The sequence below is a fragment of the Variovorax stachyos genome, from assembly GCF_051400855.1.
Lineage (GTDB): Bacteria > Pseudomonadota > Gammaproteobacteria > Burkholderiales > Burkholderiaceae_C > Variovorax.
Genome location: NZ_JBLFFN010000007.1, coordinates 349,818 through 373,414 on the forward strand (window position 1 = coordinate 349,818; position 23,597 = coordinate 373,414).

Sequence of the window (23,597 nt, forward strand, 5' to 3'; positions counted from 1 at the left end):
CCTGAGATGGAATGAAGAATGGAATGGGCAAAGTTCAGTGCTGCGCCGAAAGCGCGAGCGCACGATCGACCATCTGCGGCGCGAGGCCGAGATAGTTGGCGGGGTCGGTCAGGCGGTCGATGGCGGCGCGGTCGAGGTGCCGGGTGACTTCGGGCAGCGCCGCCAGCGCCTCGGCCAGCGTGCCGCCCTTCTCGTTGACACTGCGGCAGGCGTCGTAGACCAGGTCGTGGGCCTGCTGGCGGCCGGTGTGCGGCGCGAGGCCCATCATCACGGCCTCGGCCACGATCAAGCCGCGGCTGATGCCGAGGTTGTGCTTCATGCGCTCGGCATCGACGATCAGGCCGCCCAGCGCGAACTTGGCCTGGTGCAGCGCGCCCGCCGTGAGGATGAAGCTCTCGGGGATCGCGATCCATTCGGCGTGCCACGGGCCGGTTGCGCGCTCGAAGTCCTGCACCATCGCGTCGACCATCAGGCCGGCGTGCTGCCGCACCGCCTTCGACGCGGCCAGCATCAGCTCGCTCGAGATCGGGTTGCGCTTCTGCGGCATCGTGCTGCTCGCGCCGCGCCCTTTCACGAAGGGCTCGTAGACCTCGGCGAACTCGGTGGACGCCATGATCATGATGTCGAGCGCAATCTTCCCGAGCGAGCCGGTCACCAGCGCCAGCAGGTTCACTGCCTCGGCGAAGCCGTCGCGCGCCACGTGCCAGGTGGTGGCCGGCACGCCCAGGCCGAGCTCCTGCGCCATCGCCTGCTGCACCTCGAAGCCCTTGTCGCCGAGCGAAGCCAGGGTGCCCGCGGCGCCGCCGAACTCGACCACGGCAACGCGCGGGCGCAATTCGGCCAGGCGTTGCTGGTGGCGATCGAACATCGCGAGCCAGATCGCGGCCTTGTAGCCGAAGGTCACGGGCAGCGCCTGCTGCAGGTGGGTGCGGCCGGCCATCGGCGTGTCGCGGTGCTTCTTCGCGAGGCCGGCCAGGATGGCGCGCAGCTCGCGAATGTCGGTGTCGATGCTGTCGAGCGCGTCGCGCACCTGCAGCGCCACGGCACTGTCCATGATGTCCTGCGTGGTCGCGCCCCAGTGCACGTAGCGCCCGGCCTCGCCGCACATCGCCACCAGCTGGTGCACGAGCGGGAGGATCGGATAGCCCACGACATCGGTCTCCTCGCGCAGTTGGTCGAAGTCGATGCGCTCGATCGTGGATTCACGCGCAATGGCTTCGGCCGCCTCGCGCGGGACCACGCCGACGCGCGCCTCGGCCTTCGCCAGCGCGACCTCGACGTCGATGTAGCGCTGGATCAGCGCGCGGTCGGAAAAGAGCGCGCGCATCTTCGCAGTGCCGAAGGCGTCGCGGAACAGGATCGAATCGACGACCGTGCTGGCCATCGGCATGGAGGTGGAGGACATGGTGTCTTCTATATGTTCGGACATATTAGACTGTATTATGTCCGAACATATTTACATGTCAGTAGTAACCCTGAGCCTCAGAATCGCGCTCACGATGAACAAGCCCCGCTTCTCCGATATCGCCCTGCACCTCAAGGAGGCCATCACCTCGGGCCACTTCCCCGTGGGCACGCTGCTGCCGACCGAGCTGGAGCTGCGCGATCACTACAAGACCAGCCGGCATACGGTGCGCGCCGCCCTGCAGGAGCTGCAGCAGCTGGGCCTGGTGTCGCGGCGCAAGAACGTTGGCACGCGCGTCGAATCGGCGACGCCGCAGGTCGGCTTCCAGCAATCGCTGGCGTCGGTCGAGGACGTGGTGCAGTTCGGTGCCACGCACGTCCGGGTGGTGCGGGAAGTCGAGACGCTCCAAGCCAAGGGCGCCCTGGCGCGCCTGCTCGGCTGCGCGGAGGGGACAGCCTGGCTGCGCATTTCCAGCCTGCGGATGGACGAGGAGCTCGCGCTGCCGATCTGCTGGACCGACCTGTACATGGACCCGGCCTACACCGAGCTGGTGGAACTCGTTCGCGATTCGCCGGAGACGCTGGTCAGCACCTTGATCGAGCAGCGCTACGGCCGGCGGGTGGTCGAGATCGTGCAGCAGCTGCAGGCGGTGGAAGTGCCCGCGGCAATGGCGCGGCAGCTGGGCGTGGAGACAGGCTCGGCGGCCATGCAGGTCGTGCGCCGCTACCTCGACGCCGAAGGCGAGACGATCGACGTCACGGTCACTCTTCATCCGGCGGAGCGCTTTTCGCTCACCATGCGGCTGCAGCGCACGGCCGGCTGAGCGGGAGGAAAATCGGAGCCCTGCCATGCAATCGCACGACACCAAGCCATTGCCCTCGCACGCACTTTCGCTGCGGCGCTACGGCACCTCGCGCGGCAGCCATGCGCACGAGCACTTCCAGGTGCTGGTCGGGCTCGACGGCGTGCTGGAACTGGAGGTCGAGGGGCGCGGCCGCCGCGTCGGCGCCGGCGAGGGCTGGGTGGTGACGCCCGGGGAGCGCCACGACTTCGAGTCGCGCACCGGCAGCCGGTGCCTCGTTCTCGACACCACCCAGGACCTGTGGGCGCAGTGCGCGGGCCGCACGCCGATGGCGCCGCAGCTCCTGTCGCTGGCGCGCTTTCTCGCGCTTTGCGTGACGCAGGCTTCGCCACCCCCCGCCGCGCTGCATCATGCACCGGCGCTGCTGTTGGAGGCATGGGGGCCTCAGGTTCCGAACGGCCGCCGGCGCGCCATCGACTGGCGGGCCCTTGCCGCGTGGGCACAAGCGCGCTGGCACCAACCCTTGAGCGTCGCCGACCTCGCGGCGGTCGCGTGCCTGAGCCCGAGCCAGTTCGCCCAGCGCTGCCGCGACGAGCAGGGCATGGGGCCCATGCAATGGCTGCGAAGCCAGCGGCTGTTGCAGGCCAGGCAGTTGCGCACCGGCGGCATGAGCGTCGCGGAGACGGCCCGCCGCACCGGCTACCGATCGCCGTCCGCACTCACCGCGGCACTTCGAAAAAACTGAAGACCGTCGTTCCGCGACGATGCGCCGTCGTTTCGCGACGAGCGCGCCGCTTAAGCTCGGGCGCATGTCCGCCGCCACGCTGTACGCACTCGCCGCCATCGCTCTCTGGGGCACGCTCGCCTCGCTGGGCACGTCGCTGTCGCACCTGCCGCCCTTTCTCCTGACCGGGCTCGCGCTGATGATCGGCAGCGTGATGAGCTGGCCGGCAGTGCTGCGCAACCGCCAGGCCTGGGCCGTGCCGCCGCGCACGCTCGCGCTGGGCATCTACGGCCTGTTCGGCTTTCACTTCCTGCTCTTCATCGCGCTGCGCCACGCACCGCCCGTCGAGGCCAACCTGGTGAACTACCTGTGGCCGCTCTTCATGGTCGTGCTGGCGCCGGCGCTGCTGCCGGGGCTGTCGCTGCGCCCGCTGCATCTGGTGGCAGCACTGCTGGGCTTCGCGGGCGCCGCGATCGCGATCCTGGGCGCGCGCAACGCCGGGCCGGCGGCGACGGATGCCGGCTACTGGGGCTTTCTGCCCGCACTGGGCTCGGCATTCATCTGGGCCAGTTACTCGCTGTGGACGAAGCGCGTGGCGGCCTTCCCGACCACGGCCATCGGCTTGTTCGGCCTGGTGTCGGGTGTGCTCGCACTCGTCTGCCATGCACTGCTGGAGCAGCAGGCGTCGCTGTCGGCGCGCGACTGGCTGCTGGTCGCGCTGTGCGGCCTGGGCCCGCTGGGCGCGGCCTTCTTCCTCTGGGACATGGCGCTCAAGCGCGGCGACGCGCGGCAGATCGGGATCCTGAGCTACATCACGCCGCTCGCCTCGACGGCGCTGCTGATGCTGGTCACGCAGCGGCCGCTGAGCTGGACCATTGCGCTGGCCGCGTTCCTGATCCTGTCGGCGGCGGTGATGGGGTCGCGGGTGCGGGCTTGATGACCGGAGATCCGTCTTCGATCAGTCCTTCGCCACCTGCAACACCAGCTTGCCGAAGTTCTGCCCGGTGAACAGCCGCGTGAGCGCCTCGGGGAAGGTGTCGATGCCTTCGACCACGTCCTCGCGGCTCTTCATGCGGCCGTCCTTCAGATAGGTCGCCATCTCGGCCACGGCAACGTGGTAGCGGTCGGCATAGTCGAACACCACCATGCCCTGCATGCGCGCCCGGTTCACCAGCAGGCTCAGGTAGTTCTTCGGGCCTTGCGCAGGAGCGCTGTTGGCGTTGTTGTACTGGCTGATGGCGCCGCAGATGATGATGCGCGCGCCGCGTGCCAGCCGGGCCAGCGCGGCATCCAGGATCTCTCCGCCGACGTTGTCGAAGTAGATGTCGACGCCCTTGGGGCAGTGCGCCTTCAGGCCGTCGCGCACGGCCGAGGGGCCGGCCTTGTAGTCGATGCAGGCGTCGAAGCCGAGCTCCTTGACCACCCAGTCGCATTTCTCCGGGCCGCCGGCAATGCCGACCGCACGACAGCCCTTGATCTTCGCCAGTTGGCCCACCGTCTGGCCGACCGCGCCCGCGGCGCCCGAGACCACCACCGTCTCGCCGGGCTTCGGCTGGCCGATGTCCATCAGGCCGAAATAGCCGGTCATGCCCGGCATGCCCAGGACATTGAGCCATTGCGTGATGGAGCCGGCGCGCAGGTCGATCTTGGTGAGCCCGGTGCGCTTGACCTCTTCCTGCGGGACCAGGATGTATTCCTGCACGCCCAGCGTGCCGTACACCGTGTCGCCGACGGCGAAGGCCGGATTGCGCGAGGCAATCACCCGGCCGACGCCGCCGGCACGCATGACGGCACCGATCTCGACCGGCGGGATGTAGCTCTTGCCCTCGTTCATCCAGCCGCGCATGGCGGGGTCGAGCGAGAGCGACAGGGTCTTGACCAGGACGCCGCCCTCGGCCGGTTCGCCGACCGGCTCGGTGGTGAACTGCCAGTTGTCGCGGGTGGCCGCGCCTTCGGGGCGCTTGGCGAGGCGGACCTGGCGATTGCTGAGGGTGCTGTTCATGGGTTTGTCTCCTGCCTGGGGTGTACGGGGGATCGGATCGTAGCCCCGGCCGGAAGGCACGCCGGTAGCACAGGCGACAGGGATCGCGTTCGTTCAGGCGCCGGGCAGCATTGCGCTGACCGCCAGGCCCGGCTGGGCGTTGCGCACCGTGAGCCGGCCGCCATGCGCCTCGGCCACCAGGCGGCAGAGGTACATGCCCAGCCCGACCCCGCCGGTGGCGCGCTGGCGTGCGCTGTCGGTGCGGTAGAAGGGCTCGGTCAGGTGCTCCAGCTGGGCCGCATCGACCCCGGGGCCGAAGTCGCGCACCTCGAGCTCGATGCCGCCCTGCTGCGCCGCGCGCAGCGCGATGCGCGGCGGCTCGGGCGCATCGACGCCGTAGCGCAGTGCGTTCTCGAGCAGGTTGCGCACCAGCACGCGGATGCGCAGGCGGTCCAGCGCCACCGCCGGCAGGCCTTCGGCGATGTCGAGCACGACGCGCCCGCCCTCGGGGTGCTCGGCCACCACATCGCGCACCAGCGCGGCCAGGTCGACCGGCTCGCGCTGCAGCGCCACATGCGGGCTCGCGAGGCGCTCGCTCTCGAGCAGGTCGCTGATCAGGTCGCGCATCTCGGCCAGGTCGCGCAGGAGCGCGGCGCGCTCGTTCTCGCCCTCGGGCGTGGCCGGCAGCAGCTCGGCGTTGAGGCGGGCGCGCGTGAGCGGCGAGCGCAGTTCGTGGCTCAGCGCGAGCAGCAGGGCGCGCTTGGCGTCCAGCATGCCCTGGATGTCGTGCGCCATGGTGTTGATGCGCTGTGCCAGGTCGCCCAGCTCGTCGCGCCGGCGCAGCGGGATCGGCTGGTCGAAGGCGCCGCGGCCGAAGCGCTCGGCGCCGTCGCGGATGTCGTCCAACGGCCGCAGCAGGCGGCGCACGTAGGCGTAGGCGATCGCGATCAGCGCGAGCAGCAGCGCCAGCGTGATCCAGCCGATGCCATGCGGCTCGCGCTGCCACGGCAGGGTGCCGAGCCCGAAGCTGATGCGATGGCCGTCGGCGGTGCTGCGCGTGAGCCAGTCGCCCCGGCCAGGGCCGAAGTTGCGCCAGCGGCGCTGCGGATGCGAGTCCCAGTTGACCACGGGGCCCTCGATGCGTACCGAGATCGGCAGCCGCGTGACCAACGCTTCGGCGCGCGCCACGTCGGGCGGCGTGCCGAGCTCGGCCACCAACCGGTCCATGTAGTCGCGGACCAGCGGCTGCGCCGCCTCGCGCCAGCCGTTGGAGAAGGCGCGCTGCATGCCGCCCAGGAACACCGCCGCCATCGCCATGGCGAGCAGCACGAAGACGGTGATCAGCCGCAGGCGCAGCGAATGCCGCCAGCGGTGGCGCCAGTGGCGGGGCGAATGCTGGCGCCGTTTCACGGATCGCTCTTGCCGACCGCGAGCATGTAGCCCGCATTGCGCAGGGTCTTGATGCAGTCCAGCGGCTCCAGCTTCTTGCGCAGGCGGCTCACCACGATGTCGACGGCGCGGGTGTAGAGCTCGGCCTCGTGGCCGCGCAGCCGGTTCAGGATGTCGTCGCGGCTCCAGACCTTGCCGGGTGGATCGGCCAGCAGGGCGAGCAGCTCGAACTCGGTGCCGGTCAGCTCCACGCGCTCGCCCTGGCGCAGCACTTCGCGCCGGTCGAGATCGATCGACAGCCCCTCGAAGACCCGGCGCTGCGCGGGCGCCGCGGCCGGCACGGCGCGCTGGCGGCGCAGGATGGTCTGCACCCGCGCCACCAGCTCGCGCGGCTCGAAGGGCTTGGGCAGGTAGTCGTCGGCACCGAGCTCGAGGCCGACCACCCGGTCCATCACGTCGCCGCGCGCGGTCAGCATCACGATCGGGATGTCGCTCTGCTTGCGGATCTCGCGGCACAGCGCGAAACCATCCATCTCGGGCAGCATGACGTCGAGGATGGCGCAGTCGTAGGCCTGGGCCCGCAGCTTGGCCAGGCCCTCGCTGGGCCGCTGCGCGCTCTCCAGCACGCAGTCGAAGCGCGCGAAGTAGCTCGCCAGCGGCGCGGCCAGGTGCTCGTCGTCGTCGATCAGCAGGATGCGGGGCATGCGATGGCGATTGTGCCTACCGGTGAACAGCAGGCTGGTGATCAGGCCGGCCGCCATCGCAACGCGCGGACCGGCCCCGCGGGCGGCCGGCGGATTCCATCGTGCGGCGCGGTGCTCACCATGGGTCGGTGGGACCGACGCGGCCGAGGTGGGTGACGCCGAACTCGCTCCCGTACTTGAGGCCGTAGCCCAAGGCATGGTCCAGGCCGATGTGCGCGCTCCAGATCAGCCCGAGCGCGAGCGCGGCCGGCATGCCACCGACCAGGCCCAGGCCCAGCAAGGCGACGGGGCCGATGTACGAGTGCGCCGCGTTGTAGGCGACGGCACCGATCCGGGGGCCGGCGAGGTAGCCGAGGAAGCTCAGGTCGGGCAGCAGGAAAAGCATGGCGAAGGCGCCCCAGCTCGCGCCCAGGTGCACGTAGACGGCCACGGCCGCGGCGAGCACGACCAGGCCTTCGAGCCGCAGCAGGATGCGCACGCCGCCCTGCGCGGCGCCGGGCAGGACGTCCCGGTTACCCGGCGCCGGCGGCGCCCACGGCGGGCTCGACGCCCTCGCAGCCGGAAGCCGCGGTGCGGAAAGATCAGCCACGGTGCCCCCAGCGGCGGCCACGCTCCATGAAGTCGCGCACCTTCTGCTGCTGCGTGGGATTCAGGCTGTCGAAGAAGTCGGCTGCCGCCGCAATCACCTCCGGGCTGCCGGACTGGATTGCGGCTGTCTTGTCCGCGACCAGCTTCTTCGCGCGCTCCTGATCGAGCTTGGCGCCGGCGAACAGGGCCCGGAATTCCGTGCGCGGATCGCCGCCGCCGCGCAGTGCCTGGCGCTGCGCCTGGATCTTCTCGGCCAGCACATCGAGCTTCTGCTTCTGCGTTGCATCGAGCTCCAGCTTGCTGCCCACGCGCTCGACCATGCGCGCGCGGAACTCGGCGCGGTCCTGCTCGGACCCGCCGCCCCAGCCGTGGCGATGACCGGAGCAACCGGCGAGGCTGCCGGCGACCAGCGCCGCGCCGGCAAAACCAAAGAGAGAGCGTTTGAACCAGGGTTTCATGAGAGTCTTCCTTCCAGTGCGATCGGGATCGATCAGGGAGACTCGATGGTGCAATCCGGCCGCGGCGAAGTCCTTTCGCGGCAGTTTCGGCGTGTTTCGTTTTATTGCGGCGCGGCCGCGAGGGTCATCAGGCTGGCCGGGTCGTCGGCCTCGAGCACCTGCTGCGTCCACGCCTGCAGCTTGCTCGTGTCCGCGCGCAGCACCTCCTGCTTGACCGCCAGGATCTGCGAGGGGTGCATCGAGAAGCTGCGCAGGCCCATGCCCAGCAACAGGCGCGTGAAGGCGACGTCGCCCGCCATCTCGCCGCAAACGCTCACGCCCTTGCCCTGGCGCCGGCACTCGGCGATGGTCTCGGCCACCAGGCGCAGCACCGCCGGATGAGCGGGGTCGTAGAGATGGGCCACGGATTCATCGGCGCGGTCGATGGCCAGGGTGTACTGGATCAGGTCGTTGGTGCCGATCGACAGGAAGTCGAAATGCTTGAGGAAGATCTTGAGCGTGAGCGCCGCGGCCGGCACCTCGATCATGGCGCCCAGCTTGACCTTGCCATGCACCATGCCGCGGTTGTCGAGCTCGGCGCGTGCGAAGTCGATCAGCGCCAGCGTCTGGCGGATCTCGCTGGCGTGCGCAAGCATGGGGATGAGCAGGTGGATCTCGCCATGCGCCGCCGCGCGCAGGATGGCACGAACCTGGGTCAGGAACATGGCGGGATCGGCCAGGCTCCAGCGGATGGCGCGCAGGCCGAGCGCCGGGTTGAGGTGGGCCTCGTCGTCGCGCACCACCCGGCCATCGAGCGGCTTGTCGGCGCCGACGTCGATGGTGCGGATGGTGACCGGCATCCCTTGCATGCCCTCGATGGCACGCCGGTAGGCCTGGTACTGCTCTTCCTCGTCGGGCAGGCGGGTCATGCGCTGGGCCTCGCGGCCCATGAAGAGGAACTCGCTGCGGAACAGGCCGACGCCGACCGCGCCGGCCTTGACGGCGCCCAGCGTGTCCTCGGGCATCTCGATGTTGGCCAGCAGGTCGACCTTCTGGCCGTCGAGCGTGACGGCCGGCTTGTGGCGCAGGCGCGCGAGCCGGCCGCGTTCGAGGTCGCCCTGGCGCTGCTTGAAGCCGTATTCGGCCAGGATGATGGGCGAGGGATCGACGATGACCACGCCGGCATCGCCGTCGATGATGACCCAGTCGTCCTGCCGCACCAGCTGGCTGGCGCTGCGCGCGCCGACCACCGCCGGGATGTCCATGCTGCGCGCGACGATCGCGGTGTGCGAGGTGCGCCCGCCGACGTCGGTGACGAAGCCGGCGAACACGCTCTTCTTGAACTGCAGCATGTCGGCCGGCGAAAGGTCGTGGGCGATCAGCACCAGGGGGGCGTCGATCGCGTCGCGGGCCATTGGGTCGCTGTCCTCGTCGTCGGCGGTGCGCTTGCGCCGCGGCGGCGAAGGCGCCAGCACCGCGGCGGTCCCCTTCATGCGGTGCAGCAGGCGCTCGACCACCTGCTCCAGGTCGGCCTTGCGCTCACGCAGGTACTCGTCCTCCATCTCGTCGAACTGGCGCGCGACCACTTCCAGCTGGGTGGTCAGCGCCCACTCGGCGTTGTAGAGACGCTCGACGATCCAGTGCTTGACGCCGCCGGTCAGCACCTCGTCCTGCAGCAGCATCAGGTGCACCTCGAGCAGCGCGGCGAGTTCATGCGGCGCGTCGTTGGGGCCCATCAGTGCCACGCTGGCCTGCAGCTTCTGCAGCTCCTCGGCGACGGCGTTGCGCGCGATGCGCACGCGATCGATCTCCGTTTCGACCTCTTCCGGCTTGATGAAGTAGTGAGCGACGTCGAGGCGGCTCGAGACCACGAGCACGGCGCGTCCGATCGCAATGCCACGGGCCACGGGCAGCCCATGGACGGCAAAAGTCATTCGCCTTCTCCGAACTTGTCGTTCATCAATGCGACGATGGCATCCATCGCTTCCTGCTCCTGCTCGCCGTCGGTCTCGATCTCGACCGTCACCCCGATGCCCGCGGCCAGCATCATCACGCCCATGATGCTCTTGGCATTCACCCGGCGGTCGCCGCGTGCCAGCCAGACCTCGCATGGATAGCTGCCTGCGAGCTTGGTGAGTTTGGCCGAGGCCCGCGCGTGCAGACCCAGCTTATTGCTGATGGTCACGGATGTCTTGATCACTGTGCTTTCTTCTTGCCTGATTCTGGGGTGCCGCCACCGCCACCTGCATCACGCCCGCGGTGCCACCGGTGAGAGCGCGCTGCACCAGCGTCTCGAGCGGCTCGTTGCGGTAGCTTACGGCACGCAGCAGCATCGGCAGGTTGACGCCGGCCACCAGGCGGGAACGCACGCCGTCGACCAGCTTCTGCGCCACGTTGCACGGGGTCGCGCCGAACACGTCGGCCAGTACCAGCACCTGCGAGCGGGGCGTGCGCTCCAGCTGGGCCAGGGTGATGCGCGCCGCCGCCAGGGTTTCGTCGGGCGACACGTTGGGCAGCACGTCAAGGGCAGCGATCGAGGTTTCGCTGTCGGGGAACACATGCAGCGCGCACTGCCGCAACGCCTGGGCGAGCGGCGAATGGGCAATGATGAAGATGCTGTTCATGCGGGTCGAAGGCGGGTTCGTCGATTATGCGGGGGCGCCCAAAGGAAGTAGAAATAAGATAACAAGCAGCATCCCAGGAACAGTCCCAGCGCGCCCCGGAAGGCGCCCGGCGCATCGAAGCCGGTCCGCCCGAGCAGGTCGATCAGCAGGCCGACGCACCACTGGATCACGAAAACACCCAGAAACACCACCAGGTTGTACGCCGACAGCGCCCGGCCGGCCAGTGCCGGGGGCAGCGCCAGCGCGACGGCCGGCTGGGCCAGGGTCACGACGGTGGAGCTGCAGAGGAAGACCATCCACGCCAGGGTACCCGCGGCCGGGCCGAGCACCAGGATGACACCCAGCGCGAGCATGCTGAGCGGCAGGCCCCAGCCGATCAGCCGGTCGGCGGCGATGCCGCGGCGCGCGAACCAGGGGTTGGCCACACCCCACAGCCAGTAGGCGGCCAGCATCGCGATGCTGATCTGGAACAGTGCATCGGCCGCCTCGCCCGGCGTGTAGCCGCCTACCTGCGTGAGCCAGGGCACGACCCAGAGCGTCAGCATGGCGACGAAGCCGCCGTAGTTGAAGAAGCCGATCGGGGCGAGCTTGCGGAAGAAGGGGTCGCGCCATACGGCGGAATAGCCGCCGTCCTGGGTCGCCCCCAGCGGCTCGCCGCCGGCATGGCGCCAGGCCGGCGCGGCCCAGGCGATCAGGAGCATGGCGAGCAACAGCCCCGCCGCCACGAGCCAGAACAACGGCCGCCATCCCCAGATCGGCATCAGCCAATGCACGGGCAGCGTGGCGAAGACCAGGCCGAGCGAACCGACCATCAGCATCCAGGAGTTGGCGCGCAGCTGCAAGGCGGGGTCGAACCAGCGCCTGTACGCGGTCAGCGGCGCCATCAGGCAGGCGCTGACGCCCACGCCGGTGAGCACGCGCGCCGCCATCAACACCCAGAACTGCGTCGCGGCCGAGAACAGCAGGCAGCCCGCAACGGCCGCCGACAGGAAGCACACGATGACGCGCTTCGGGCCGTGGCGGTCGAGCCAGGTCCCCATCGGCAGTTGGGTGAAGGCGAAGCCCAGGAAATAGCCGCCGGCCAACAGGCCGAGGTCGCGCGCGTGCAGTTGGAAGTCCGCCGTCAGCGCGGGCGACAGGGTGGCGGTGATGGCGCGGACCAGCGTCGAAAGGAAGTAGGCGAAGGCGAAGGCCAGGAAGACCGCGGCACCGCGGCGGCGCCCCAGCAACGGGAGACTCACTGGAGAACCTTCGCCTTCGGCTGCGATGCCGTTCGCCTTCGGAGCGGCCGTACGGCTCATGGAAGCCGCAGTCCCTCGAAAAAGACGGTTGGCGCGTCGGCGGACGCCGGGCGGCCCACCACGGTTGCCTGATAAAGCGCCGTCTTGCCGCCCCGTTGCTGGGCGAACCAGAGGATCTGAGCGGGCGCGGGATCTCCGGCACCCTGTGGCCGGACTTCGAGCCGCACGGGCGCCGGCGAGGCCGCGGCCCGCGGGGGCAGTGTGGCAGGCGCTTCAGCGATCGTCGCGCCGGCCAGTTGGTTGCGGGTGGCGCTGCGCCAGGCGCGCATCCAGCTTTCGGCCTGGGCCGCGTCCTCGGCGGTGGCATGGGCCACCGCGAAGGTGGCGCCGCCGGCCTCGCAGCCGGTCATGTCCACCGCGATCGATGCGCTGCCAGTGCCCAGCGGGAGGTTCCGGGTCGCGCGGTCGGGCTTGCAAGGCAGCAGCGCGACCAGGCCTTCATCCGCGATCGGGACTTCGCGCCAGTTGAAGACCGGACTGCAGGCGCCGAGGGTAGCGGCGAGAAGAACGAGGGGCGCCAATCGGGAACAGAGCGGTAAGGGCATCGGGAGGCCGATTATCGAGCCGCCCTGCCGGGCGGCCATCATGGTGGCACTCGTGCGGGCGCGGCACAGCCGGCGGAACTAAAATTGCACCCGCCCGTCCATCCTCCTGCCCATGAAAAAACTCGTCCCCGCTGCCGCCGTCGCGATCGCCCTGGTTGCTGGCGTCGGCGTGTACCTGAATACAGGCGTCTCGGCGGCGCCGTCATCGACCTTCGTGCTGCTCGACGGCAGCAAGAAGAGCACGGAGGACCTGAAGGGCAAGGTCACTCTTGTCAATTTCTGGGCCACCAGCTGCGTCACCTGCGTGGCCGAGATGCCCAAGGTGATCGCCACCTACGACAAGTACAAGGACCGGGGTTACGACACCCTGGCCGTGGCCATGAGCTACGACCCGCCCAGTTATGTCGTGAACTTCGCGCAGACGCGCAAGCTGCCTTTCAAGGTGGCCATCGACAACACGGGGGCGGTCGCCCAGGCGTGGGGCGACGTGAAGCTGACGCCCACCACCTACATCGTCAACAAGCGCGGCGAGATCGTGAAGCGCTATGTGGGTGAGCCCGACTTCGCCGAGCTGCACCGGCTGATCGAGAAGCTGCTCGCCGAAGCGTAGTTCGACGGGCGGGCAGTGTCATTCGACAGTGCCCCTTGCCTTATTTGCTGCGGAAGCTGTCGTGACAGGACTTGCAGGTTTCGCCAACGGCCGAGACCGCGGCCTTGAGTGTGTCCAGGTTGCCCGCTTTCGAGGCAACGAGGAGCTTGTCGGTCTCGCTCACCAGCTTGTCGCTGAGCTCCTTGAACTTCGCCTGCTCCCTCCAGATCTCCGGCTTGGCCTTGCCGCCTTCCGTGCCGGCGGCGAAGCCGATCCACGGCAGCTTCGACATCTGCGCCACGACCTCGGCGTTCGATGTGGCACTCGCGGGGTCATAGGGCGCGCGGCCGTTGGCCATGGCGCCCAGGCGGCTCATGTGATAGTTCTGGACGAACATCGCGCTCTGGCGATACTTGATGGCGTCTTCGGTCTTCGCGAACTGGGCGAGGGCGGGCAGGGACAGCGCGGCACCGGCCGCGGCAAGGGTCAACGAGACAAGGCGATTCATCGTGGTTCCTTCTTGTTGGGACAGCGCCGCGCGACTGGCAGCGCGAGCCAGTTTAGGGGCGTGTGACGACGGGTCGTGCATAGCGACAACCCGTAGGCGCGCCGGCTCCGACTTTGCTAACCTGCGCCTTCCGACGCTTCGCGCCCACCCTCCCCTCGATGCCGCCCGCCCTTGAGTCCTCTACGCGCCCCGCGGAGCTGGACGACGCCAGCGCGCCGCGTACCCGTGTGTGGGACCTGCCGACGCGCGTGTTCCATTGGGCGCTCGCGGCGGCAGTGATCGGCCAGCTCGCGACCGGCTTCGGCGGGGTTATGGAGTGGCACTTCCGCGTGGGCTACGCGGTGCTTTCACTGCTGCTGTTTCGCGTGATCTGGGGCTTCATCGGCGGGCGCTGGTCACGCTTCACCGCCTTCGCCTATTCGCCGGGCTCGATCCTGAACTACCTGCGCGGACGCGCGCATCCGGACCACCTCATCGGGCATACGCCGCTCGGTGCGCTGTCGGTCTTCGCGCTGCTGGCCATCCTGGCACTGCAGGTGGCGACCGGCCTGGTCGCTGATGACGAGATCATGGCCTCAGGGCCGCTCACGCGCTTCGTTTCGGGCGCGACGGTGAGCCTGGCCACAGCCTGGCACACCACCTTCGGCAAGTGGATCGCGATTGCGTTGGTGAGCCTGCACGTGCTGGCGGTCGCCTTCTATGTGGCGGTCAAGCGCCATCGGCTGGTACGGCCGATGATCTCCGGCGACAAGCGGGTCGCCCACGGCAGCGCGGCGCCGAGCCGCGACGACGCCGCGTCCCGGTTGCTGGCCCTGGTGGTGTTCGCGGCCTGCGCCGCCTTCGCGGCGTGGATCGCGTCGCTTCGAGCATGAGCTTTTCCATCTCCCGCCCGCTTCCGCTGGAAGGCACGCCCGACATCGTGCTGGTGACACCCGACGAGCCGCACGAGTTGGAGGCCACGCGAGCGATCTTCAGGGACTACGCGGCCTCGCTGGACATCGACCTGTGCTTTCAGAATTTCGACGAGGAACTGGCCACGCTGCCCGGGGACTACGCCGAGCCGCGCGGCGCGTTGCTGCTGGCCCTGGTGGACGCTGAAGGCGGCGGCGCCACCTCTTCGCAGATCGATGCACCCATGATCCGGCGCGCACAAGGCGGCATGGCCTACGTGGCCGGCTGCTGCGCGCTGCGCCCGCTGGACACGGCCGACTATCCCAACGCCGCCGAGATGAAACGGCTCTATGTGCGTCCGCCTTTCCGCGGCCTCGGGCTAGGCCGACAGATGGCCGAGGCCATGCTCGACGCGGCGCGCGGTGCCGGCTACGCCTGCGTGCTGCTCGACACGCTGGACGACATGGAGTCGGCCCGGGCTCTCTACGAAGACCTGGGCTTCGTAGAGGTCCCGCCCTACTATCACAACCCGATCGCCGGGGCGCACTACCTCAAGGTGGACCTCTGAGCACGCGGGCGCTCAGCCGCGCACCTGCTTGAGCAGCGTCTCGGCGCCGCTGACCTCGAACTTGCCGGGCGCCTCGACGTTGAGAGCGGCAACCTTGCCGTCCTTCACCAGCATCGAATAACGATTGCTGCGCACCCCCATGCCGCGCGCCGTCAGGTCCAGCGTGAGTCCGGTCGCGTTCGCGAAGACACCGCTGCCGTCGGCCAGCATGCGCACCTTGGCGCCGGTCTTCTGGTCGCGTGCCCAGGCCCCCATCACGAAGGCATCGTTGACGCTCACGCACCAGATCTCGTCCACGCCCGCGGCCCTGAGCGCGTCGTAGTTCTGCACATACCCGGGCACGTGCTTGGCCGAGCAGGTCGGCGTGAAGGCGCCGGGCAGACCGAAGATCGCGATCGTCTTGCCCGCCGCGGCCTTGCTCACGTCGACCGGGTTGGGGCCGATGCTGCAGCCTTCGCCTTCGACCTCGGAATACTCCTGCAGGGTGACGGATGGGAGGGTGTCGCCGACTTGGATCATGGAATGTGCTCCTGAAAAAGAAAAACGGCCCACATTGTGGGCCGCTTTTGCCTTGATTGCGTCGCCGCTGCGATCAGACCAGCACAGCCTTCTCGACGAGGCGGGTCACTACCCAGTTCTTCGACTTGGAGATCGGCCGGCTCTCGGTGATCTCGATCAGGTCGCCCATCTTGTACTCGCCCTTTTCGTCATGGGCGTGGTACTTGCTCGAGCGGATCACGATCTTGTCGTAGATCGGGTGCTTCACACGGCGCTCGACGAGCACCGTCACGGTCTTTTCACGCTTGTCGCTGACCACCTTGCCGATCAGGGTGCGCTTGAGGGATTTTTTAGCTTCCGTCATGGTCACTCCTTACTTGGCGGATTCTTGCTGCTTCTGCGCAAGAATGGTCTTGGCACGCGCGATGTCGCGGCGCGTGACGCGCAGCGTGGCCGTGTTCGACAGCTGTTGAGTAGCCTTCTGCATGCGCAGGCCGAAATGAGCCTTCTGCAGATCCTTGATCTCGGTCTGCAGCGCGGCGACGTCCTTGTCGCGCAGCGCTGCGGCCTTCGACACCTTGGCCGGAGCCGCCGTGTCCTTCTTCTTACGTGTTGCCATCAGTGTTCTCCTCGATCAGGCGCCGAGCTGGCGCGCGACGAAGGTGGTGCGCAGCGGCAGCTTGGCGGCAGCCAGGCGGAATGCTTCGCGCGCGAGTTCCTCGGGCACGCCGACGATCTCGTAGATCACCTTGCCGGGCTGGATTTCGGCCACGTAGTACTCGGGGTTGCCCTTGCCGTTACCCATCCGCACTTCAGCAGGCTTGGTGGAGATCGGCTTGTCGGGAAACACGCGAATCCAGATGCGGCCACCCCGCTTGACATGGCGCGAGATCGCGCGCCGGGCGGCTTCGATCTGGCGTGCCGTCAGGCGGCCACGATCGATCGACTTGAGGCCGAAGTCACCGAAGGACACCGCGTTGCCGCGGGTCGCGATGCCGGTGTTGCGGCCCTTTTGTTCCTTGCGGAACTTTCTGCGTGCAGGTTGCAGCATGTTTCTTACTCCGTAGTTCTAAGAACGATCACTCGCTCTTGGCACCGTCCGCTGCTGCAGCGGGCGCGGCTTTGCGGACGCGCTTAACGGCGGGTTTCGAGTCTGCACCCGGCTGTGCACCGGTAGCTTCTGCGGGCTTGTCGCTGCCGTCGGCCGGGGCGACGTTGCCGCCGATCGGACCGCGGGCACCGGCACGGGGGGGACCGCGACGGTCGGAGCCCGGGCGGTCGCCGCCGGGTCGACCATCACGACGAGGGCCACGCGGGCGGCGCTCTTCTTCGGGACGCGGGGTCTCGACGGCCGGCAGGTCGTTGCGGCCGAGCGTGTCACCCTTGTAGACCCAGACCTTGACACCGATGACGCCGTAGGTGGTCTTGGCTTCCGAAGTGCCGTAGTCGATGTCGGCGCGCAGCGTGTGCAGCGGCACGCGGCCTTCGCGGTACCACTCGGTGCGGGCGATTTCGATGCCGTTCAGGCGGCCAGCCGACATGATCTTGATGCCCTGGGCACCCAGACGCATGGCGTTCTGCATGGCACGCTTCATGGCGCGGCGGAACATGATGCGCTTTTCGAGCTGCTGCGTGATGCTGTCGGCGATCAGCTGTGCATCGATCTCGGGCTTGCGCACTTCCTCGATGTTCACTGCGACCGGGACGCCCAGCTGCTTGCCGAGCTCGCGCTTCAGGTTCTCGATGTCCTCGCCCTTCTTGCCGATCACGACGCCCGGACGTGCCGAGTAGATCGTGATGCGGGCGTTCTTGGCGGGGCGCTCGATCATGACGCGCGACACGGACGCGTTCTTGAGCTTCTTCTTCAGGTACTCGCGAACCTTGATGTCTTCGGCCAGCATGCCCGCGAAGTCGCGGTTGCTCGCGTACCAGCGGCTGGACCAGTTACGGCTGACCGCAAGGCGGAAGCCGGTCGGGTGGATTTTCTGTCCCATATATGTTCCAGCCTGTTAGTTGCCCACCGTCACGTACACGTGGCACGTGGGCTTGCTGATGCGGTTGCCGCGGCCCTTGGCGCGTGCGGTGAAGCGCTTGAGCGTGGCGCCCTGCTCGACGTAGATGGTCTTGACCTTCAGTTCGTCGATGTCAGCACCGTCGTTGTGCTCGGCGTTGGCGATCGCCGACTCGAGCACCTTCTTCACGATCACGGCGGCCTTCTTCTGCGTGAACTGCAGGATGTTGAGCGCCTGATCGACCTTCTTGCCGCGGATCAGATCGGCGACCAGACGGCCCTTGTCGACCGAAAGGCGGACGCCGCGGAGGACTGCACGTGTTTCAGACATGGTCGTTCCTTACTTCTTCTGGACTTTCTTGTCCGCGGGGTGCCCCTTGAACGTACGCGTGAGCGCAAATTCGCCGAGCTTGTGGCCGACCATCTGGTCGGTGATGTAGACAGGCACGTGCTGCTTGCCGTTGTGCACGGCGATGGTCAGGCCGATGAACTCGGGCAAAACCATCGAGCGGCGCGACCAGGTCTTGATCGGCTTCTTGTCCTTGTTCGTCACGGCCTTGTCGGCCTTGGCCACCAGGTGGTGGTCGACGAAGGGACCTTTCTTGAGAGAGCGAGTCATTGTGCTGTCCCTTACTTCTTGCGACGCGACACGATGAAGACCTGCGTGCGCTTGTTGTTGCGGGTGCGATACCCCTTGGTGAGGTTGCCCCACGGATCGACAGGATGGCGGCCTTCGCCGGTCTTGCCTTCGCCGCCACCGTGCGGGTGGTCGACCGGGTTCATCACCACGCCGCGAACGGTCGGGCGGATACCCATCCAGCGCTTCACACCGGCCTTGCCAAGCTGGCGCAGGCTGTGCTCTTCGTTGGCGACTTCACCGATGGTCGCGCGGCACTCGACGTGAACGCGGCGCACTTCGCCCGAGCGCATGCGGACCTGGGCGTAAACGCCTTCGCGAGCCAGCAGCGTGGCCGAGGTACCGGCCGAGCGGGCGATCTGCGCGCCCTTGCCGGGCTGCAGCTCGATGCAATGGATGGTCGAACCGACGGGGATGTTGCGGATCGGCAGGGTGTTACCGGCGCGGATCGGCGCTTCCGCACCGCTCAGCAGCGTCGCGCCCGCTTCCAGGCCGCGCGGAGCGATGATGTAGCGGCGCTCGCCGTCGGCGTAGCACACGAGCGCGATGTGGGCGGTGCGGTTCGGGTCGTACTCGATGCGTTCGACCTTGGCCGGAATGCCGTCCTTGTTGCGCACGAAGTCCACCACGCGGTAGTGGTGCTTGTGGCCGCCGCCCTTGTGGCGGGTGGTGATATGGCCGTTGTTGTTGCGGCCGGCCTTCTGGAATTGGGGTTCCAGCAGGGCAGCGTGCGGCGCACCCTTGTACAGGTGGTCCCGCGAGACCTTCACCGCGCCACGCTGGCCCGGCGAAGTGGGTTTCATCTTGATGACGGCCATGATTAAGCGCCTTCCCCGACCAGATTGAGCTCTTGCCCGGCCTTGAGCGTGACGTAGGCCTTGCGAACGTTGTCGCGGCGGCCGATCGACTTGCCAAAGCGCTTGCTCTTGCCCTTGGTGTTGAGCACGGATACGCCCTTCACTTCGACCTTGAACATCAGTTCGACGGCCGCCTTGATCTCGGGCTTGGTGGCGTCCTGCAACACCTTGAAAGTGACTGCATTCGACTTCTCGCCGACCATCGTGGCCTTCTCGGACACGATCGGCGCGACCAGCACGTTCATCAGCCGACCTTCGTCGAACTGACGCTGCTGAGGCGTGGGATTCATGCGGCTCATGCGAACATCTCCTTGAGCTTGTCGAGGGCGCCCTTGGTGACCAGCACCTTCTTGTAGTGAACCAGCGACACCGGATCGGCGTAACGCGGCTCGACCACGAGCACGTTCACCAGGTTGCGCGAGGCCAGGTACAGGTTCTCGTCGACTTCCTCGGCGATCACGAGCACGGACTCGAGATTCATCGCCTTGAACTTGGCGGCCAGCGGCTTGGTCTTGGGCGAATCGACCTTGATCGATTCGACCACGGCCACGCGGCCTTCGCGTGCGAGCTGCGAGAAGATGGACGCCATGCCGGCGCGGTACATCTTCTTGTTGATCTTCTGCGAGAAGTTCTCGTCAGGCATGTTCGGGAAGATGCGACCGCCCCCGCGCCACAGCGGCGAGGACGTCATACCGGCACGGGCGCGGCCCGTTCCCTTTTGCTTGAACGGCTTCTTGGTGGAGTGCTTGACCTGCTCGCGGTCCTTCTGGGCACGCGTGCCCTGACGGGCATTGGCTTGGTAGGCGACCACGACCTGGTGCACCAGGTCTTCGTTGTAGTCACGGCCGAACACAGTCTCGGGTGCGTCGTACTTGGACGCGGCCTGGCCTTGTTCGTTCAGGAGTTCGAGTTGCATTGCTTTTGCTCCTTAGGCCGCCGGCGTGGCCTTGGCCTTGACGGCCGGACGCACGGTGACGAAGCCACCCTTGGCACCCGGAATCGCGCCCTTGATCAGAAGCAGCTGGCGCGCTTCGTCGATACGGATCACGTCGAGGTTCTGGGTCGTCACCGTGACGTCGCCCAGATGGCCCGTCATGCGCTTGCCCGGGAACACGCGGCCGGGGTCCTGCGCCATGCCGATGGAACCCGGCACGTTGTGCGAACGGCTGTTGCCGTGCGAGGCGCGCTGGGACGACATGTTGTGACGCTTGATGGTGCCGGCGTAGCCCTTGCCGATGGAGGTGCCCTGCACGTCGACCTTCTGGCCCACCGCGAACACGCTGCTCACCGCGATCGCGCCGCCAGCCTTGTGCTGGGCGGCCGCATCGGGGGTGACGCGGAATTCCTGGATGATTTCGCCGGCTTCGACGCCAGCCTTGGCGAGATGGCCTGCTTCGGGCTTGGTGACGCGCGACGCCTTGCGCGAGCCGAACGTCACTTGCAGCGCGACGTAGCCATCGGTCTCTTGGGTTTTGATCTGGGTCACGCGGTTGTTGGACACATCCACCACCGTGACAGGAACAGCGTCCCCGTCATCGGTGAAGAGACGCATCATCCCCACCTTGCGGCCCAGCAACCCGAGGGAGTTGCTCAGACTCATGGTTTTTTCTCCAAGACTCCCGCCGCTGCCACTTCAATTGGCGACAGCGTTTGGTATGCGGAAGAAGGTTGATAAAGCCCCGCACCAAGAAGCGCCTGGATAGGCGCAAATTGGGCAGAGCCAGAGATTATAGCCCTCGAAGCTTTCGAAGCGCAAGCCGCCGGCCGTCACGGCCGGTCGGGCCTCACTTGACCGGCATGGACAGGATCTTGTCGCCGTCGGGCGTCTGCTTCAATCCGCTGCTGGCGGGCATGGCAGAAGGCGCCTTGCCGACCTGGACGGTGATCGAGGTCGCGCTGGTCGCGCCATTCTGGGTCGTGAACACGTGGAGATACCCGGTGCCATCGGCGTCGGGAACGACCTGGACAGTCAAGGCCGAAGCTTGGCCGGCCGGCAGCGAGTGCGGTCCCGCCGAGCCGACGATGGCCAGCCCGCCATCCGCCGTCAGCTTGACCGTGCCGCCGGCAGGATCGCTGACGCCGTCGAAGTTCAGCACCACCGGGACGGGACTGCCGGGCTGCGGCGTGCCGTCGATGCGGTACTGGACGGCGATGCCGGAGCCGCCGGGTTTCATGGGTGCGGCCGTCATTCCTGAGGAAGAGGCATGCCCGGGCTTCGCGTTGTGCGCACAAGCCTGCAGGGACAGGCCCATTGCCAGCGCCGCCATGGCGATGGCTCCGAGGCTGCGAGATGCACGCATGGCTGTGCTCCTAGTTGATGGTGACGGTGAAGCATGTGCTGTCCGCCGAGTTGTTGAAGTCGTTGACCACCAGAACGGCTTCGCCCGCTGCCAGGCTGACGGAGCCCGTTTCGCTGCCGCCGACAGTGGAAAGGCCCTGGCCCGCTCGCCGCCCCTGGTACACCACGAAATCCGGATCGGAGGCGGCCGCCCCCCCGGTCACCGCGATGCTGTAGGCGCGCTGTGCCGGAGCGGTGAAGCGCAGGTAGGCATAGCTGCCCAGCTTGTTGCCCGCACGCGCCGGATCGGCTTCCCTCGTTACGCAGGCCTGCGTACCGGTCCCCAGCGCCGCCGGCTTGTACATCGGGAGGGCGAACGTGCCGAGCCCGCCATCGTTGGTCTCGTTGTCCGCAAACGGATCGTTCGGAACCACGATGCGCTGGCCGGCCAGCAGCGAATTCAACGCAGCGGCGCTCCCCGGCGCGACGGCATTGAAGGCCACGGAGAAAGGATGGATCGAGGTCACCGCCACACCGCTCCTGAACGACGGCGCGGTGAGCGCATCGTGGATCGGCTTGAAGCCGACCTGGCTGTTCAGGTTCCAGAGAAGAGACTGGATCGAGACCTCGCGGAACCAGCCCGGATTGGACGTCGTTCCCGTGGTCAGATCGAGATTGGATCCCACGGCCTGGTTGGCACCGGCCGAATCGGTGTAGTTGCTGCGCGCCAGGGCGATGCCTGACCAGGCGTTGCCCCAGCCCTCCGAAAAGGCCAGGCGCCGATCCAAGCGCTCGCTGAGGGAATGGCTGCCACCGGGCGAATCGTCACGGCTGAAGGCCGACTGGTAGTAGTGCCCCCATTCGTGCGCAACCACCGAGCTGTCGTATTCATCGGTGTCGACGTTCTCCTTGCCCAGCACATAGATGGCACGGACTGCTCCCGCCGCGCTCGAACTGGTGAAGAAGGTCGTTCCGATCTGGCCAAGCGCCGGATTGCCCGAAGCCGGCACGTTGTTGACGCTCCAGAAAACGCGCAGAGGCGGGAAGACCGTGCTCGGCGCGACCGACAGGACCTTGGTCTGGGTCGCATAGATGGTGTCGAGCACCGCAAACGGCCCTGCGACGCGCGTCGAGTCGTAGCTCGAGCCGTTCCAGCCCGAAGGCGCATGGACGTTGCGCGTCACCGCGGCACTGCCAGTGGAGAAGCTCCCGCTCTCCATCGAGTAGAGGGCCTCGCTCTGGGTGTTGTCGCGCACGCTGACGTCCCAGCTTGGCCCGGAGCCGGTCTGCAGCAGTTGAGCCTTGACTCGTACGTTGACAGTCGTGTTGGCAGGCAAGGACACAGAGTAGGCGCCGTCGCCATCGGCCGCTGTGCTGGCCAGCACGGCGCCGTTGGTATCGAGGATTTCGACAACCGCTCCGCGAACCGGCTTGGCGCTCATCGCTGCATAGCTCAGCCCCCCCGTGGTGTTGGGTACCGAATCAAAGGTCACCTTGCCGCTCAACGTCACTGTGGTCGCGCCCGGTGCGCCCGGCGCGCCCGTGATCGGGAAGAAGCCGCCACCGCCGCCTCCCCCGCCGCCGCCGCAAGCTCCGAGCACGGCCAGGGCAAGCAGCGCCACGCTCCGCAGGAACCAAGTTTTCATGATCTCTTACTCCCAGAGCGTCCATGCCCGGCCGAATCGCCGTTGGCGAAGGATGCCACATTCAGAAGGCAAAAAATAAACCCGCCAGCGTTTCCGCGGGCGGGCTTATTCCTACAAAGCCGGACGACTTTATTGCAGCTTGATCTCGACGTCCACGCCAGCCGGCAGATCGAGCTTCATCAGCGCGTCCACGGTCTTGTCGGTCGGATCGACGATGTCCATCAGGCGCTGGTGCGTGCGGATCTCGAACTGATCGCGGCTCGCCTTGTTGACGTGCGGTGAACGCAGAATGTCGAAACGCTTCATGCGGGTCGGCAGGGGCACCGGGCCCTTGACGATCGCGCCGGTGCGCTTGGCGGTGTCCACGATCTCGGCAGCCGACTGGTCGATCAGCTTGTAGTCGAACGCCTTCAGGCGGATGCGGATTTTTTGCTTGGCGGCCATGATGATTCCTTTGCGTTCGATCAGATGTCGAGGATCTTCGCCACCACGCCCGAGCCCACGGTGCGGCCACCTTCGCGAATGGCGAAGCGCAGGCCTTCTTCCATGGCGATGGGGTTGATCAGCTTCACCGTGATGGACACGTTGTCGCCGGGCATGACCATCTCCTTGTC

The 23,597-nt window shown here is 67.5% G+C and carries 33 protein-coding genes; 6 read left to right on the plus strand and 27 right to left on the minus strand.

Features of this window, described 5'->3' with window-relative positions; genetic code table 11:
- Window positions 1–34 precede the first annotated feature (34 nt).
- Window positions 35–1,405, minus strand: coding sequence for a 3-carboxy-cis,cis-muconate cycloisomerase (pcaB, locus tag ACMGEZ_RS16025; protein WP_436823253.1), 1,371 nt, complete (start codon window positions 1,403–1,405; stop codon window positions 35–37).
- 94 nt (window positions 1,406–1,499) lie between these two features.
- On the opposite strand from pcaB, the gene ACMGEZ_RS16030 reads away from it, so the two are divergent.
- The 3 genes from ACMGEZ_RS16030 to ACMGEZ_RS16040 all read left to right on the plus strand — a co-directional run bounded on the left by ACMGEZ_RS16030 (window position 1,500) and on the right by ACMGEZ_RS16040 (window position 3,868).
- Window positions 1,500–2,228, plus strand: a complete 729-nt coding sequence (locus ACMGEZ_RS16030) for a GntR family transcriptional regulator (protein ID WP_436823254.1) — start codon at window positions 1,500–1,502, stop codon at window positions 2,226–2,228.
- Between the two features lie 25 nt (window positions 2,229–2,253).
- Entirely contained in the window at window positions 2,254–2,952 is a 699-nt protein-coding gene (locus tag ACMGEZ_RS16035; protein WP_436823255.1) for a helix-turn-helix transcriptional regulator, read from the plus strand.
- A 64-nt stretch (window positions 2,953–3,016) separates the two neighbouring features.
- Entirely contained in the window at window positions 3,017–3,868 is an 852-nt protein-coding gene (locus tag ACMGEZ_RS16040) for a DMT family transporter (RefSeq protein WP_436823256.1), read from the plus strand.
- Between the two features lie 21 nt (window positions 3,869–3,889).
- Here ACMGEZ_RS16040 and ACMGEZ_RS16045 read toward each other — a convergent pair whose 3' ends face one another.
- From ACMGEZ_RS16045 to ACMGEZ_RS16090, 10 genes are all read right to left on the minus strand, one after another.
- A complete protein-coding gene (locus ACMGEZ_RS16045; RefSeq protein ID WP_436823257.1) occupies window positions 3,890–4,933 on the minus strand; it encodes an NADP-dependent oxidoreductase in 1,044 nt (347 codons plus the stop codon).
- A gap of 93 nt (window positions 4,934–5,026) precedes the next feature.
- Window positions 5,027–6,322: a HAMP domain-containing sensor histidine kinase gene (locus ACMGEZ_RS16050; RefSeq protein WP_436823258.1), complete on the minus strand. Its 1,296-nt coding sequence runs from the start codon at window positions 6,320–6,322 to the stop codon at window positions 5,027–5,029.
- Entirely contained in the window at window positions 6,319–7,005 is a 687-nt protein-coding gene (locus ACMGEZ_RS16055; protein WP_436823259.1) for a response regulator transcription factor, read from the minus strand. Before ACMGEZ_RS16055 ends, ACMGEZ_RS16050 begins: the two co-directional genes overlap by 4 nt.
- A 115-nt stretch (window positions 7,006–7,120) precedes the next feature.
- On the minus strand, window positions 7,121–7,594 hold the full coding sequence (locus ACMGEZ_RS16060) for a DUF4260 domain-containing protein (RefSeq protein WP_436823260.1): 474 nt from the start codon (window positions 7,592–7,594) through the stop codon (window positions 7,121–7,123).
- Window positions 7,587–8,051, minus strand: a complete 465-nt coding sequence (locus tag ACMGEZ_RS16065) for a Spy/CpxP family protein refolding chaperone (protein ID WP_436823261.1) — start codon at window positions 8,049–8,051, stop codon at window positions 7,587–7,589. Before ACMGEZ_RS16065 ends, ACMGEZ_RS16060 begins: the two co-directional genes overlap by 8 nt.
- 101 nt (window positions 8,052–8,152) lie before the next feature.
- Entirely contained in the window at window positions 8,153–9,964 is a 1,812-nt protein-coding gene (gene ptsP, locus ACMGEZ_RS16070; protein ID WP_436823262.1) for a phosphoenolpyruvate--protein phosphotransferase, read from the minus strand.
- The gene (locus ACMGEZ_RS16075) at window positions 9,961–10,230 is read right to left on the minus strand and encodes an HPr family phosphocarrier protein (protein WP_436823263.1); all 270 of its coding nucleotides are present in this window, start codon (window positions 10,228–10,230) and stop codon (window positions 9,961–9,963) included. Before ACMGEZ_RS16075 ends, ptsP begins: the two co-directional genes overlap by 4 nt.
- Window positions 10,199–10,654, minus strand: a complete 456-nt coding sequence (locus tag ACMGEZ_RS16080) for a PTS sugar transporter subunit IIA (protein ID WP_436823264.1) — start codon at window positions 10,652–10,654, stop codon at window positions 10,199–10,201. Before ACMGEZ_RS16080 ends, ACMGEZ_RS16075 begins: the two co-directional genes overlap by 32 nt.
- A complete protein-coding gene (locus ACMGEZ_RS16085) occupies window positions 10,651–11,895 on the minus strand; it encodes an MFS transporter (protein WP_436823265.1) in 1,245 nt (414 codons plus the stop codon). The genes ACMGEZ_RS16080 and ACMGEZ_RS16085 overlap by 4 nt, the downstream gene beginning before the upstream one ends.
- A 56-nt stretch (window positions 11,896–11,951) precedes the next feature.
- A complete protein-coding gene (locus ACMGEZ_RS16090; protein ID WP_436823266.1) occupies window positions 11,952–12,542 on the minus strand; it encodes a hypothetical protein in 591 nt (196 codons plus the stop codon).
- A 70-nt stretch (window positions 12,543–12,612) separates the two neighbouring features.
- Here ACMGEZ_RS16090 and ACMGEZ_RS16095 point away from each other — a divergent pair, with 70 nt between their 5' ends.
- On the plus strand, window positions 12,613–13,110 hold the full coding sequence (locus ACMGEZ_RS16095) for a TlpA disulfide reductase family protein (protein ID WP_436823267.1): 498 nt from the start codon (window positions 12,613–12,615) through the stop codon (window positions 13,108–13,110).
- 40 nt (window positions 13,111–13,150) lie between these two features.
- On the opposite strand, the gene ACMGEZ_RS16100 is transcribed toward ACMGEZ_RS16095, so the two are convergent.
- The gene (locus tag ACMGEZ_RS16100; RefSeq protein ID WP_436823268.1) at window positions 13,151–13,597 is read right to left on the minus strand and encodes a c-type cytochrome; all 447 of its coding nucleotides are present in this window, start codon (window positions 13,595–13,597) and stop codon (window positions 13,151–13,153) included.
- Window positions 13,598–13,755: 158 nt separating this feature from the next.
- Here ACMGEZ_RS16100 and ACMGEZ_RS16105 point away from each other — a divergent pair, with 158 nt between their 5' ends.
- Window positions 13,756–14,469, plus strand: coding sequence for a cytochrome b/b6 domain-containing protein (locus ACMGEZ_RS16105; RefSeq protein ID WP_436823269.1), 714 nt, complete (start codon window positions 13,756–13,758; stop codon window positions 14,467–14,469).
- Entirely contained in the window at window positions 14,466–15,056 is a 591-nt protein-coding gene (locus ACMGEZ_RS16110; RefSeq protein ID WP_436823270.1) for a GNAT family N-acetyltransferase, read from the plus strand. Before ACMGEZ_RS16105 ends, ACMGEZ_RS16110 begins: the two co-directional genes overlap by 4 nt.
- 12 nt (window positions 15,057–15,068) lie before the next feature.
- Here ACMGEZ_RS16110 and ACMGEZ_RS16115 read toward each other — a convergent pair whose 3' ends face one another.
- The 15 genes from ACMGEZ_RS16115 to ACMGEZ_RS16185 form a co-directional block, all read right to left on the minus strand.
- Window positions 15,069–15,575, minus strand: a complete 507-nt coding sequence (locus ACMGEZ_RS16115; RefSeq protein ID WP_436823271.1) for a peroxiredoxin — start codon at window positions 15,573–15,575, stop codon at window positions 15,069–15,071.
- A 73-nt stretch (window positions 15,576–15,648) separates the two neighbouring features.
- Entirely contained in the window at window positions 15,649–15,918 is a 270-nt protein-coding gene (rpsQ, locus tag ACMGEZ_RS16120; RefSeq protein WP_068674862.1) for a 30S ribosomal protein S17, read from the minus strand.
- 9 nt (window positions 15,919–15,927) lie between these two features.
- The gene (gene rpmC, locus ACMGEZ_RS16125; RefSeq protein WP_068674931.1) at window positions 15,928–16,131 is read right to left on the minus strand and encodes a 50S ribosomal protein L29; all 204 of its coding nucleotides are present in this window, start codon (window positions 16,129–16,131) and stop codon (window positions 15,928–15,930) included.
- 57 nt (window positions 16,132–16,188) lie between these two features.
- Window positions 16,189–16,605: a 50S ribosomal protein L16 gene (gene rplP / locus ACMGEZ_RS16130; protein ID WP_068674864.1), complete on the minus strand. Its 417-nt coding sequence runs from the start codon at window positions 16,603–16,605 to the stop codon at window positions 16,189–16,191.
- A 28-nt stretch (window positions 16,606–16,633) separates the two neighbouring features.
- Window positions 16,634–17,548, minus strand: a complete 915-nt coding sequence (gene rpsC, locus ACMGEZ_RS16135) for a 30S ribosomal protein S3 (RefSeq protein ID WP_436823272.1) — start codon at window positions 17,546–17,548, stop codon at window positions 16,634–16,636.
- A gap of 15 nt (window positions 17,549–17,563) precedes the next feature.
- Window positions 17,564–17,896, minus strand: coding sequence for a 50S ribosomal protein L22 (gene rplV / locus ACMGEZ_RS16140; protein ID WP_019657678.1), 333 nt, complete (start codon window positions 17,894–17,896; stop codon window positions 17,564–17,566).
- Window positions 17,897–17,905: 9 nt separating this feature from the next.
- Window positions 17,906–18,184 carry a 30S ribosomal protein S19 gene (rpsS, locus tag ACMGEZ_RS16145; RefSeq protein ID WP_062478874.1) on the minus strand — a complete coding sequence of 93 codons (279 nt, stop codon included), beginning with the start codon at window positions 18,182–18,184 and terminating at the stop codon, window positions 17,906–17,908.
- Window positions 18,185–18,195: 11 nt separating this feature from the next.
- The gene (rplB, locus tag ACMGEZ_RS16150; protein WP_162572536.1) at window positions 18,196–19,020 is read right to left on the minus strand and encodes a 50S ribosomal protein L2; all 825 of its coding nucleotides are present in this window, start codon (window positions 19,018–19,020) and stop codon (window positions 18,196–18,198) included.
- Between the two features lie 2 nt (window positions 19,021–19,022).
- Window positions 19,023–19,349: a 50S ribosomal protein L23 gene (gene rplW, locus ACMGEZ_RS16155; RefSeq protein WP_436823293.1), complete on the minus strand. Its 327-nt coding sequence runs from the start codon at window positions 19,347–19,349 to the stop codon at window positions 19,023–19,025.
- A gap of 5 nt (window positions 19,350–19,354) precedes the next feature.
- Entirely contained in the window at window positions 19,355–19,975 is a 621-nt protein-coding gene (gene rplD / locus ACMGEZ_RS16160; protein WP_436823273.1) for a 50S ribosomal protein L4, read from the minus strand.
- Window positions 19,976–19,987: 12 nt separating this feature from the next.
- Window positions 19,988–20,659 carry a 50S ribosomal protein L3 gene (gene rplC / locus ACMGEZ_RS16165; RefSeq protein WP_436823274.1) on the minus strand — a complete coding sequence of 224 codons (672 nt, stop codon included), beginning with the start codon at window positions 20,657–20,659 and terminating at the stop codon, window positions 19,988–19,990.
- A gap of 184 nt (window positions 20,660–20,843) precedes the next feature.
- Entirely contained in the window at window positions 20,844–21,359 is a 516-nt protein-coding gene (locus tag ACMGEZ_RS16170) for a hypothetical protein (RefSeq protein ID WP_436823275.1), read from the minus strand.
- Between the two features lie 10 nt (window positions 21,360–21,369).
- Window positions 21,370–22,983 (minus strand): hypothetical protein, encoded by a 1,614-nt coding sequence (locus ACMGEZ_RS16175; protein ID WP_436823276.1) that lies wholly within the window; start codon window positions 22,981–22,983, stop codon window positions 21,370–21,372.
- Between the two features lie 129 nt (window positions 22,984–23,112).
- Window positions 23,113–23,427 carry a 30S ribosomal protein S10 gene (gene rpsJ, locus ACMGEZ_RS16180; RefSeq protein WP_068674876.1) on the minus strand — a complete coding sequence of 105 codons (315 nt, stop codon included), beginning with the start codon at window positions 23,425–23,427 and terminating at the stop codon, window positions 23,113–23,115.
- 20 nt (window positions 23,428–23,447) lie between these two features.
- Window positions 23,448–23,597, minus strand: a 150-nt coding sequence (locus tag ACMGEZ_RS16185; protein WP_496084675.1) for an EF-Tu C-terminal domain-related protein, incomplete at its 5' end; no start/stop codon positions are given.